The 11,880-nt window shown below is 71.4% G+C and carries 10 protein-coding genes; 4 read left to right on the top strand and 6 right to left on the bottom strand.

All coding sequences use genetic code 11. The features are described from left to right. From ABD844_RS34115 to ABD844_RS34100, 4 genes are all read right to left on the bottom strand, one after another. Nucleotides 1–730: amidase family protein (locus ABD844_RS34115; RefSeq protein WP_344887132.1), on the bottom strand; the 730-nt coding region annotated here is incomplete at its 3' end. Then, nucleotides 727–4,197, bottom strand: coding sequence for a 5-oxoprolinase/urea amidolyase family protein (locus ABD844_RS34110; protein ID WP_344887138.1), 3,471 nt, complete (start codon nt 4,195–4,197; stop codon nt 727–729). The genes ABD844_RS34115 and ABD844_RS34110, both read right to left, overlap by 4 nt. Nucleotides 4,198–4,199: 2 nt before the next feature. Beyond that, nucleotides 4,200–4,790: an urea amidolyase associated protein UAAP2 gene (locus ABD844_RS34105; RefSeq protein ID WP_344887130.1), complete on the bottom strand. Its 591-nt coding sequence runs from the start codon at nt 4,788–4,790 to the stop codon at nt 4,200–4,202. Further along, entirely contained in the window at nt 4,787–5,584 is a 798-nt protein-coding gene (locus tag ABD844_RS34100; RefSeq protein ID WP_344887128.1) for an urea amidolyase associated protein UAAP1, read from the bottom strand. Before ABD844_RS34100 ends, ABD844_RS34105 begins: the two co-directional genes overlap by 4 nt. A gap of 124 nt (nt 5,585–5,708) precedes the next feature. On the opposite strand from ABD844_RS34100, the gene ABD844_RS34095 reads away from it, so the two are divergent. After that, nucleotides 5,709–6,368 carry a TetR/AcrR family transcriptional regulator gene (locus tag ABD844_RS34095; protein ID WP_344887126.1) on the top strand — a complete coding sequence of 220 codons (660 nt, stop codon included), beginning with the start codon at nt 5,709–5,711 and terminating at the stop codon, nt 6,366–6,368. On the opposite strand, the gene ABD844_RS34090 is transcribed toward ABD844_RS34095, so the two are convergent. After that, a complete protein-coding gene (locus ABD844_RS34090) occupies nt 6,291–7,835 on the bottom strand; it encodes an amino acid permease (RefSeq protein ID WP_344887124.1) in 1,545 nt (514 codons plus the stop codon). The two genes, ABD844_RS34095 and ABD844_RS34090, sit on opposite strands and share 78 nt — an antisense overlap. A gap of 159 nt (nt 7,836–7,994) precedes the next feature. Here ABD844_RS34090 and ABD844_RS34085 point away from each other — a divergent pair, with 159 nt between their 5' ends. The 3 genes from ABD844_RS34085 to ABD844_RS34075 all read left to right on the top strand — a co-directional run bounded on the left by ABD844_RS34085 (nt 7,995) and on the right by ABD844_RS34075 (nt 9,661). After that, on the top strand, nt 7,995–8,750 hold the full coding sequence (locus tag ABD844_RS34085; protein WP_344887122.1) for a YoaK family protein: 756 nt from the start codon (nt 7,995–7,997) through the stop codon (nt 8,748–8,750). 129 nt (nt 8,751–8,879) lie between these two features. Further along, complete coding sequence (locus tag ABD844_RS34080) at nt 8,880–9,002, top strand: hypothetical protein (protein WP_344887120.1); 123 nt, start codon at nt 8,880–8,882, stop codon at nt 9,000–9,002. Continuing rightward, a complete protein-coding gene (locus tag ABD844_RS34075) occupies nt 9,002–9,661 on the top strand; it encodes a pyridoxine/pyridoxamine 5'-phosphate oxidase (protein WP_344887118.1) in 660 nt (219 codons plus the stop codon). Before ABD844_RS34080 ends, ABD844_RS34075 begins: the two co-directional genes overlap by 1 nt. Before the next feature lie 632 nt (nt 9,662–10,293). Here ABD844_RS34075 and ABD844_RS34070 read toward each other — a convergent pair. Beyond that, nucleotides 10,294–11,769, bottom strand: a complete 1,476-nt coding sequence (locus ABD844_RS34070; protein WP_344887115.1) for an alkaline phosphatase family protein — start codon at nt 11,767–11,769, stop codon at nt 10,294–10,296. Nucleotides 11,770–11,880 lie beyond the last annotated feature (111 nt).

The raw sequence follows: 11,880 nt of genomic DNA, 5'->3' as shown, positions 1-11,880 counted from the left end.
CCGGCCGCCTGGGCGGCACGACCCCCGCCGCCGCGGTGCCCGGCGCGGCGGGTGCCGCCGTCACCGGCGAGGCGGCCATGACGGCGAAGGCGCGGCGGGCCTCGGGCAGGGAGCGGGCGAAGACGGTGACGCAGTCGAGGCTCCGGCAGGCGGGTACGACGCCGTCGGTGGGGACGAGGCCGTAGGTCGGCTTCAGTCCCACGATCCCGTTGAAGGCCGCCGGTACCCTTCCTGAGCCTGCGGTGTCGGTGCCGAGCGCGAAGTCCACGATCCCGAGCGCGACCGCGACCGCGGACCCTGAACTGGATCCGCCGGAGACGTAGGAGGGGTGCAGGGCATTGCGCACCGCTCCGTAGGGGCTGCGCGTCCCGACCAGCCCGGTCGCGAACTGGTCGAGGTTGGTGGTGCCGAGCACCACCGAGCCCGCCGCGCGCAGCCGGGCCACCACCTCGGCGTCCTGCTCGGGCAGGTATGCGTAGGAGGGACAACCCGCCGTGGTGGGCAGGCCCAGGACGTCGATGTTGCCCTTGACCGCGAAGAGCGTCCCCGCCAGCGGCAGGGACGGGTCGATCCCGGCGGCCTCCGCCTCTGTCTCCTCCTGCGGGCGCAGGGTGATCCACACCTCGGGCCGGTCCACCTCCGCGATGCGGGCGTAGGCCCGTCGCACCCTGTCGACCGCGGCCGGGGCGCCGCGCCCCTGTGCACGCCGTACCCGGTTCGTCGCCGTCATGCCCGCTCTCCTCTCACCACGACCAGTACGGTCCCCGCCTCGACCTGGTCGCCGGGCCGCACCAGGACCCGTTCCACCACGCCGGTCACCGGGGACGTGACGGCCGACTCCATCTTCATCGCCTCCAGCACGACGAGCCTGTCGCCCGCCTGGACCCGCTCGCCCGCCGTGACGGCGACCTGCCAGACGCCGGCCGCGAACTCGGCCGCGACCCCTCCCTCGGGGACCTCTGCCGGGACGAGCGGCGGGTCGAGCGGCGGGTCGGCGGGTTCGGGGTCCCGGGCGAACTCGCCGGAGGACTCCCAGGCGGCACGCTCGGCGGCGAAGGCCGCGGCCTGCCGTTCCCGGAAGGCGGCGACGGACGGCGCATTGGCGGCCAGGAAGCGGTGATGGTCGGCCAGCGAGAACGAGCCTTCCTCGATCTTCAGCTCCAGCCGCCCGGCCGCCATGTCCGCCCGCAGGTCGAGCAGTTCCTGCGCGCTGACCGGGTACCAGCGGATGCGGTCGAAGCAGCGCAGCAGCCAGGGTGTGCCAGGCCGGTAGGACGACCAGACCTGGACCGTGCGGCCGACGAACTGGTAGCCGCCCGGCCCCTCCATGCCGTAGACGCACAGGTAGGCGCCGCCGATGCCGACGGAGTTCTCGGCGGTCCAGGTCCTGGCCGGGTTGTACTTGGTGGTGACCAGCCGGTGCCGCGGGTCCAACGGCGTGGCCACCGGCGCCCCCAGATAGACGTCGCCGAGCCCGAGCACGAGGTATTCGGCCTCGAAGAGGGTGTCGTAGACGTCCTGGACGCTGTCGAGCCCGTTGATCCGGCGGATGAACTCGATGTTCCACGGGCACCAGGGAGCGTCGTCGCGTACGCCTGTCATGTAGCGTTCGATCGCCTCGCGGGTCGCCGGGTCGTCCCAGGACAGCGGCAGGTGCACGGTGCGCGAGGGCACCACCAGCTCCTCGACGGGCGGCAGCGCCGCCTCCAGCTCCATCAGCGTGCCGAGCAGCCGCTCCTGCGCCAGCACGGCCGGATCGAGGTGGACCTGGAGCGAGCGGATGCCGGGGGTGACGTCCACGACGCCGGCCGGCCGGGCCGACTCCACCGCCTCGGCGAGGGCGTGCACCCGCATGCGCAGGGCCAGGTCGAGCTCCATGGGGCCGAACTCGACGAGGAGGTTGTCGTCGCCGCTTCGCCGGTAGGTGACGTCACCCCGGCGGGCCAGCACCCCTCCGTCACCGGGCCGGCCGACCGCCGAGGGCAGGCGGACGAAGCGCACCGTGTCACCCGGCCGCAACTGGCCGAGCTTCCACCGCTCGCCCGTCACGACGGTGGCGGGGCAGACGAAGCCGCCCAGCGAGGGCCCGTCGGGTCCGAGGACGACCGGCATGTCGCCGGTGAAGTCGATCGCCCCGACCGAGTAGGGCGTGTCGTGGATGTTCGACGGGTGCAGTCCGGCCTCGCCGCCGTCGGGCCTGGCCCAGCGCGGTTTGGGGCCGATGAGCCGGACGCCGGTGCGCGCCGAGTTGTGGTGCACCTTCCACGTGGCGGCGTAGAGATCGGCGATGTCGTCGTCGGTGAAGAACTCGGGTGCGGCGTGCGGCCCCTCCACGACGCCGATCTCCCAGGTGCCCGGCTCCCACGTTCCGCCGGTCCCGGTGAGGCCCTCGCGGACCGTCCCGCCGCGCAGCACGTCACCCGCGCGCAGCGCCCGCCCGCCGTGGCCGCCGAAGTTGCCGAGCGTGAACGTGGCGGCGCTGCCCAGGTAGGCGGGCACGTCCAGGCCACCGGCGACGAGCAGACAGGTACGCATGCCGGTCCCAGGGGCCCCGATGTCGAGCGTGGCGCCCGCGGCCACGGTCACCGGCTCCCACATCGGGATCGGCACGCCGTCGACGGTGACGGGAGCGGGCGCGCCGGTGACGCAGAGCGTGGTGGCGTGGGTGAAGCGCAACGCGGGACCCCGCAGCGTGCACTCCAGTCCCGGCGCGCCCGGCTCGTTGCCGAGCGCCTGGTTGCCCAGGCGGAAGGAGCGGTCGTCCATCGGGCCCGACGGCGGCACGCCCACCTGCCAGTACCCGATTCGACCCGGCCAGTCCTGGACCGTGGTGAGCGTGCCGGGCCGGATGACCTCGATGCGTCGTGAGCTGTCGCCGATCCCGGGGAGGGTGGCGGTGTGATGGGTGGCCGCCCGTACGGCGGGGTCCTCGGCGACCGCCCGCAGGAGGGCGAGGTTGGTCTCGACGCCGTCGATCCGGGTGGCCTCCAGGGCGGTGCCCAGCCGGTTCAGCGCCGTCTCGCGGTCGGGCCCGTACGCGATGACCTTGGCGAGAAGGGGGTCGTAGGAGGTGGTGACCACGGTTCCGGTCTCGACCCAGGTGTCCACGCGGACGTCGGCGGGGAACTCCACCCGGGTGAGCAGCCCGGCGCTCGGCCGGTGGTCCTTGCTCGGGTTCTCCGCGTAGACGCGGGCCTCGACCGCGTGGCCGCGCGGCCGCGGTGCTCCCGCGTCCAGCGGCGAGCTGTCGCCCCGCGCCAGCCGTAGCATCCACTCGACCAGGTCGACGCCGTAGCGTGCCTCGGTCACCGGGTGCTCGACCTGCAGGCGGGTGTTGACCTCCAGGAAGTACGGCAGTTGCCGCACGGGGTCGTAGATGAACTCGACCGTCCCGGCCGAACGGTAGCCGACGGACTCGCACAGTCGCACCGCGCCGGCGGCCAGCAGGTCGCGCACCGAGTCGGGCAGGCCGGGGGCGGGCGCCTCCTCCAGCACCTTCTGGTTGCGGCGCTGCAGCGAGCAGTCCCGGTCGCCCAGGGCCACGACGCGTCCCCGGCCGTCGCCGAACACCTGCACCTCGACGTGGCGGGCGCCCTCCACGAGCCGCTCCAGGAACACACCCGCGGTGGCGAAGCTGGCCGAGGCCACGTGCTGCACGCTGTGCCACGCCTCGGCCAGCTCCGCCGCGTCGCGGCAGGCCCGCATGCCGATCCCGCCACCGCCGCCGGTGGCCTTGAGCATCACCGGGTAGCCGATCCGCTCGGCGGCGCTCAGCGCGTCCGGCAGCTCGGCGAGCAGTCCGGTGCCGGGCAGCAGCGGGACGCCGGCCGCGCGGGCCGCGTCACGGGCGGTGTGCTTGGTGCCGAAGAGCCGCAGTTGCTCCGGAGTGGGGCCGACGAACGCCACACCGGCCGCCTCGACCCGGTGCGCGAAGGCGGCGTCCTCCGACAGGAAGCCGTAGCCGGGGTGGAGCGCGTCGGCGCCGGACGCGACCACGGCGTCCAGCACCCGGTCGGCGTCGAGGTAGCTGTCCTTGGCCGGGGCGGGCCCGAGCCGGACGGCGTGGTCGGCCAGCCGGACGTGCGCGGCGCCGCGGTCGGGGTCGGAGTAGACCGCGACGGTCCGCAGGCCCATCCGGCGGGCGGTGCGGATGATCCGCACGGCGATCTCGCCCCGGTTGGCGATCAGGAGAGTCATGCTCACTGGATCGTGATCCTCACCGGGGTCGGGTCGAAGCCGTTGCACGGGTTGTTGATCTGCGGGCAGTTGGAGACGAGCACCAGGACGTCGGTCTCGGCGCGCAGCGTCACCCGCAGGCCGGGGGCGGAGATGCCGTCCACGATGCCGAGGGTGCCGTCGGCCTCCACCGGGACGTTCATGAACCAGTTGACGTTGCTGACCAGGTCGCGCTTGCCCAGGCCGTGGCGCAGGCCCTCGGCCAGGAAGTTCTCCACGCAGGCGTGCTGGGACCAGGTGTGCTGGCCGTACCGTAGGGTGTTGGACTCCTTGGAACAGGCCCCGCCGACCGTGTCGTGCCGGCCGCAGGTGTCCTCGACGACGGTCAGCAACGGCGTGTGCTCGTTGGACAGCAGCACCGTTCCCGTGGTCAGGAAGATGCCGCCCTGGGCGTGGACGGTGTCCTGGGCGCTGTAGCGTACGGCGGTGTCGTGGGCGTCGTAGATCAGGCAGTCGACGGCCTGGTTGCCGCCGAGGTCGGTGATGGTGAGGTGGCGCCCGGCCCGGACCACCGAGGACCATGGGGCGCGGGCGGGCACGGTCACGTCGGTCATCGCAGGCCCCTGGCGGTGAGGTGGTCGGCGGTGTTCTCGAACGCGCGGCGGCCCTCGGGGGTGGCCTCCCAGAGCGCGTCGCCGGGCGCGGTCGGCGTGCCGGAGGAGGCGGCGACCTCCAGCGGGCCGCAGCAGTAGTCGGGACGAGGGTCGATCGGGTGTGCGGCGTTGGCGATGAGAATGGTCACCGGCATCTCCATGCGGAGCGTGACGCTCGCGCCGGGGCCCGCCGGGCCGGCGAACTCCAGGCGTCCGGATTCGGGGTCGACGCGGACGCCCTGGAAGAAGGAGATGGAGGGCGGCAGGTCGCGCGGGCTCAGCCCGTGCTTGGCCGCGGCCAGCTTGAACAGCTCCCGGCCCGCGGGCGAGGCGCTCTGCGGGGCGCCGTCGCCGTAGCGTTCGGTGTTGCGGCGCAGCGTGGAGACGCCGCACATGGTGTCGGCGGGGGCGGTCGACTCCGGCACCGAGGCCAGCACGCGGCCCTGGTCCGACAGCAGGAGGTGACCCGCGCCAGGGTAGGCGTTCCACAGGACCTTGACGGTGTCGGCGATGTTGAGGCGCTCCCAGGGGCGGTCGGTCACGTGGAGCAGCAGGTGGGCGCAGGCGTCGCCGGTGGTGTCGGTCAGGGTCAGCTCAGTGCCGCGGGCCAGGGCACGGTGCGTGTAGTTGCCGCCCGCGACCGTCTCCGACCAGGTCGAACCTTCCGGGGCCGGTACGCGTGGCATGGCGGGGACCACCGTGCCCTCCTGGGCGCGGGCATGCTCGCGTGCGCCGTGCGTGGTGGCTGTCGCCATCGGCGTCCTCCTCCTTATTTTCTGTCGCTCGACAGAAATTAGGTTCGTGACGTTTCGTCCATAGATCTCGGCTGTTTCGTTCCGGTGAATCGGGGAGGTTCGTGACCTGTGGAAAAATCAGCGGGTGAGCAGACGAGGGGTGGGACGGCCGCGTGCCGTCGCGCGTACGGAGACCGGCCTGTCGCCGCGCGAGGAACTCCTCGCGGCGGCGGCGGAGCTGTTCACGGTCAACGGTTACAGCGCCACCACCACCCGGGAGGTCGCCGAGCGTGCCGGGATCCGGCAGGCGACCATGTACCACTACTTCAAGGGCAAGGAAGAGCTGCTCGCCGAGTTGCTGGCGAGCACGGTGCGGCCGTCGCTGGAGGCCGCGCGCCTGCTCGCCGCCTCCGACTCGCCCGCCGGGGCGCGGCTGTGGGCGCTGGCGCACCGCGACGCGGCCCTTCTGTGCTCGGGCGAGCACAATCTGGGCGCCCTGTACCTGCTGCCGGAAGCCGACCGGTTCCTCGACTTCCAGGAACTGCGGACCGCGCTCAAGGCGGCCTATGCCGGTCTGCTCGCGCCGATCGTCGCCGGGCTGCCGCAGACCGAGCGCGACCTGCGCGCGGAGCTGGTCTATTCCGTGGTGGAGAGCGTCATCCTCATCCGCAGGAACGCCTCCGCCCTCGCGGTGGAGGCGATGGCGGAGGCGGTGGCGGACGCCGCGCTACGCGTTGGCGGCGTCGGTGAGGGTGACCTCGCCCACCTGCGGGAGCTGGGCCGCGCGCTGCTTCCTGGCGGCTGACCACCGGTAGAGCACGCCCGCGCCCACCGCGGCGGCCAGGAACAACACCGTGAACCACTGGAAATACCACTCTCCGCTGGCGGGCGCGTACACCTCGGCTCGTGGCCAGGCCAGGTTGACGGCCATGCCGACCCCGTAGACCACGGCCAGCACGTTGACCGGCAACCCCCAACGGCCCAGGGAGAACAGCGGCCTGCCGCTCTCGTCCGTACCCTCCGGGGCCCCGCCCTGCCACGACCCGCGCAGCCGCTGCCACAGCAGCGGCCCGGTCACCATCGCGTAGGCGAGGTACAGGGCCACGATGCAGGTGGTGCCGATCGCCAGGAAGGCATCGGGCGAGACGAAGTTGATCGCCACGATGAGGGCCGCCAGGACCCCGGTCACCAGAGCGGGGCCGGTCGGCATGCCGGTGCGGGGCGAGACCCGGGCCAGACGCGAGGCGAAGGGCAGGACGCCGTCGCGTGCCATCGAGAAGAGCATGCGGGTCGCGGAGGTCTGGATCGCCAGCGTCGCCACGCAGATCGCCACGACGACGTCGGCCAGCAGCAGCTTGCCCACGCCGTCGCCGAGGGTGCTGGTCAGCACGTAGGAGAGTCCTTCGGCGGCCAGGCGGCCGTCGGTGAGGCTGGGCGCGGCCAGCAACGCGGCGAAGACGATCAGGCAGGCGAGCAGCCCCGCCACGCCCAGCGCGCTGATGATCGTGCGTGGCGCGACCGCGGACGCCTTGCGCGTCTCCTCGCTCAACTCGCCCGCGCTGTCGAACCCGATCAGTACGTACGACGCGGCGAAGGCCGCCACCAGCAGGGCGGCGAAGGCGCTGCCTGGCAGGCCCGTCTCGAAGGTGATGGTGGGCTCGCGGTCGGCGTGGGTGAGCAGCAGGACGACGATGAGGACCGCGCCGATGATCTCGGCGGTGACGCCGATGACGTTGATCCGGGCCATGATCTTGTTGTCGAGCAGGTTGACCGTGGTGGTGGCGGCGAGCAGGATCACACCGAACAACGCGGCGTTGGCCGCGCCGTCCGCCGACACCGGAGAGGGGTCGGTGCCGATGAGCTGGAAGCCCGGCCAGATGGCCGGGAGCACGACCTGGAGGGCCAGCGCCGCGGCGGCGATCACCACGACCTGGCCGAGCACCATGATCCAGCCCGCGAACCAGCCGAACGTCGCGTTGCCCATGCGGCTGGACCACTGGTAGATCGCCCCCGAGATCGGATAGCGCGCGGCCAGCTCCGCGAAGCAGAGCGCGACCATGAGCTGCCCGGCCAGCACCAGAGGCCAGGTCCAGAAGAACGCGGGACCGCCGAAGGAGAAGCCGAGACCGAAGAACTGGAAGACCGTGGTGAGGACCGAGATGAAGGAGAAACCGGCCGCGAACGAGGCGTAGCGGCCCATGCTGCGGTGCAGTTCCTGCCGGTAGCCGAACCTTTCGAGAACGCTCTCGTCGGCGGAGGGTGAAGGCGTCATGGGCTCTCCCCGGGGCAATTTCTGTCGATTGACAGATAAGTAGCCTCGATTTGTTGCTCCCACGTGTCCCGGCAGTTCCCCGGCAGTAACGCTGCCCTCACACCGGCAGGGCCGGGGACGGTCGTGCGGCGGTCGCTCCTCGCTGGGTAGGGGACCGGTGTGCGACCTGCGACCGAGGACACCACGCCACGGCGGCCGACCATGGTGTCGGTCGAACTCGGCGTGCTGCTCGCGGTCGTGGGCGGGTTCCTCGACGGTTACTCCGTGATGGGACTGGGCGGCGTGTTCGCCAACGCCCAGACCGGCAACGTCGTGCTGCTCGGCGTCGAGGCCGCGCGCGGGCACTGGGCGCAGGCGGCCGGGCACGTCCCGCCGATCGTCGCGTTCGTGGCCGGGGTGGCGGTGGCGGAGACGCTCCGCCGCCCGCGAGTCGCGGCCGTGGTCAGGCGGCCGGCCAGGGCCGCGCTGGTGGTGGAGATCGCGGTGCTGGTCGTGGTCGGCCTCCTGTCGGCGGGTGTGCCGGACGTCGCGAAGGTGATGGTCATCGCCTTCGTGGCGTCGATCCAGGTGTCCACCTTCCGTACGCTGGTCACCTGGTCGTACAACACCACGATGATGACCGGCAACATCCGTTCGGCGTCGCAGGCGCTCTATCTGGCCGTCGTGGACCGCGACCGGGAGGCCGGCCGCAAGGCGCGGCACTTCGCCGTGATCATCGTCGGCTTCCTGGCCGGTGGAGTGGCCGGCGGCTGGCTGGTGCTGCACGCGGGGCCGCGTACGATCTGGGTGGCGGCCGGCGTGCTGCTCGTGGCGCTGGGCCTGTTCGTCCTGGACGAGCACCGGAGCCCCGGACGGGCGACCGGCGCGGGGGAGGACGACGACCCCGGGTCGCCACCTCGACGAGGTCTCCGCTGATGGCGGTCGCCGTGACGGAGCCGCGATCCGGTGTCCACTTCGGCCCGATAGACGACGGTCACCTGACGGGCCGGGCGGTGGTGAGGGGGCCGGAGAACATCGGCGATTGAGCTCCGGGATGATGGTCAGGTGGTCGATAGCTCCGTCAGTCCGTTCGCCTCTGGCAGGTTGCGCCGGCGCACGTTCGATAAGTTCGACAAGTTCGACAAGTTCGGCAAGTTCGACAAGTTCGACAAGGAGAAATCGGCCTGATGGCGGAGAGCTTGCGAGACCTGTTCAGGTCCCTTCCGGTCTTCCCCGAGCAACTGTCCCGATTCGATGCCTCAGCGGCACCGGACGACCCGGTCACCCTGTTCGTCCAGTGGTTGCGGGAGGCCATAGACGAGAAGGTTCCTGCGCCGCACTCCATGACCGTCTCGACGACCGACGCGGACGGCCGACCGGCCTCGCGCGTCCTCATCTGCAAGGACGTCGACGAGACGGGCAGTTGGCACTTCGCATCGTCGGCGACCAGCGCCAAGGGCCGCCAACTGGCCGCCAACCCGAACGCTGCCCTGACGTTCTACTGGCCCCAGGTGGGCCGTCAGATCCGCATCCGCGGAGCCGCCGCACCCATCGGCGCGGCGGCCGGCGCCGCCGACTTCCTGGCTCGCCCGGTGGGCTCGCGCGCCGAGGCGCTCATCGGCCGCCAGTCCGAGATCCTCGACGACCCGGCCGATCTCGACGACGCTTTCGAGCAGGCTCAGGCGAGAATCACCGCCGACCCCGGCCTGATCGCCCCGGCCTGGACCCTGTACGCCGTCACGGCCCAGGAAGTCGAGTTCTGGCAGGCCGATCACGACCGCCGTCACACTCGCCTGCAGTACCAGCGCACCGGACCTGCCTGGTCCCGTCGGCGGCTCTGGCCCTGATCGCGTAGCTGACGGAGACTGGCCACGGGCCGACCGACCGGAGGCGGTAGTGGATCGGCTCGATGCCGATGAGATGCGGAGCCCCGGAACCCCATGGCGTCATTCTCGACCGGCAACGACAAGAACTACGGCTATGCCCGCGTAGAGCGGAAGCACGAATGTGAGCCCCTGCGAGCCCGAAGGACAGTAGGGCGACAGGCAGGAGCGTGGCCATGCCGGCGAAGCCCAAACCCAGCAGGCCATGGTCGCCTTCGGTGTCCGGGTAGGCGCAGATCTGGAGGCCGGAGTCCGCATCCAGCAACTGCCAGTGCGGAAGGAGTGACAGCAGAACGGCACCCGTCCAGCACACCAGCAGGCGTCGTTTCATTCCTTACGCGCCCGGCTCCGCCGGAACGGGAATGACACATCTGGTGTGCCGGCCGTTGAGCCATTCACCGTCGAGCTCCCTGCCGGTGAACCTGCCTATGGCAGCAGCGCGGCGCGAAGCATTGATCACGAGCCGGGACTGTACTACGGCAGACTGACCCCCGTAACCGGCTACCGTGCCTCCCGCCGGCGACAGCGGCTCTGGCTCGCCGGAGCGTTACCCACGGGACGCGCGGAGGAATCGTGACCGCCGCATTCGGCCGGCGTCAGTCGCCGTGGCGGGGCGGAACGACGGGCCGGCGCCCCGGGGCCTGGGCCGGGGGGACCTGCGGGCCGGTCGGGGGGACCGGTGCAGGCAGGTGCGCCACCTCGTACTGGGCCAGCGCCAGGTTCCCGGCCGTGCTGGGCATCGTGGGCGGGCCCGCCGGTTTGCCGCGGAAGCGGAAGGCCGAGGTGAGGTCGCCGAAGGTCTCCCTCCGCCAGGCGCTGATGGTGGAGCACTCCACGCCCGTCACCCGCTCCAGGAACCGCAGGTTCGAGGTGTGCTCGAACGGCTCGCTACACACCCAGCCCCCGGCCGTCCACGGCGAGACGATGATGCAGCCAACGCGGAAGCCCGCGCCGACGGGAAGTCCGCCGCCGTTGACGCCGCCCGGGGAGGTGGCGGTCACGAACTCGTCGGGCGTGCCGGCCGGCGGGGTCGGCGGCGGGACGTGGTCGAACATGCCGCCGTTCTCATCCCAGACCAGGATGAACACAGTCTTGGCCCACACGTCCGGGTTCGCGGCGATCGCGTCGATCTTCGAGGCGATGTACTGCGCTCCGGCGGCGGGCATCGACTGATTGGGGTGCTCGTTCGCTCCGCTCGGAGGGAACAGCCAGCTCACGGTCGGCAGCCGGTCGTTGAGCGCGTCGTACTCGAACTGGCCGGGAGCGGAGGGCGCCCGGGTGTTCGTGTACAGGGGCGAGGTCTCCGGCGCGTCCCGGTACGCCGGGAAATACGGGTAGGTCTGGCTCCGCATTCCCCCCTGCTCCCAATAGAACTTCCAGCTCACTCCGGCGTCGGTGAGGTCCTCCGCGTAGGTCCGCCAGGTGTTGATCTTCATGTTGTTGATGAGAATGGGGCCGCCGGCGACTCCGTTGGGGTCGATCGTGCCGGTCTCCCACATGAGCCGGTTCGGGGTGGTGGACCCGAGCACCGAACAGAAGTAGTGGTCGCAGATGGTGAACGCGTCGGCCAGCGCCCGGTGGAACGGCAGGTCCTGCTCGTCGAAGTACCCCATGAGCAGCGGGATGCGCGACTGGTCGCCCTTGATGTAGCGGTAGCTGGCGGGCAGCCACATGTCCATCTTGCCGCCGTTCCACGCCATGTGGGACGGGTCCCAGGCGTAGTCACCGGCCGTCGGCATCCCCTGCGCCGCCGTCTTGCGGCTGTCGAGGTGGAACGGAAGCACGTAACCGTCGGGGTTCTCGTCCGTGGGCTGGTAGAACACGCTGCGGCCCGTCGGCAACCGGATCGCGTCCGGATCCGAGAAACCCGCCACACCCGACATGGTCCCGAAGTAGTGATCGAAACTCCGGTTCTCCTGCATGAGGAGCACGACATGCTCGATGTCGTTCAGCGACGGACGCTTGCCGGACGGAGGGGAGGCCAGTGCCTTCTGGAGATTGGGCGCCAGCATCCCCAACGCCGCGCCGCCTGCGGCCGCGCCCGCCCCGAGCAGGCGGCGTCGCGTGAACATCGGCCCCGTTGAAGTCCGCGTTTCCTCGGTCATCGATAGCCCCCTCACAGCCCGCCCGGCAAGCCGTACGGCGAATGCGATCAGCGAGGTTCGACGCTAGGTGACGGCCAC

The sequence above is a fragment of the Nonomuraea antimicrobica genome, assembly GCF_039536965.1.
GTDB lineage: Bacteria > Actinomycetota > Actinomycetes > Streptosporangiales > Streptosporangiaceae > Nonomuraea > Nonomuraea antimicrobica.
The sequence above is the reverse complement of the archived record's forward strand: the minus strand, read 5'-3'. Positions and strand labels throughout refer to the sequence as shown.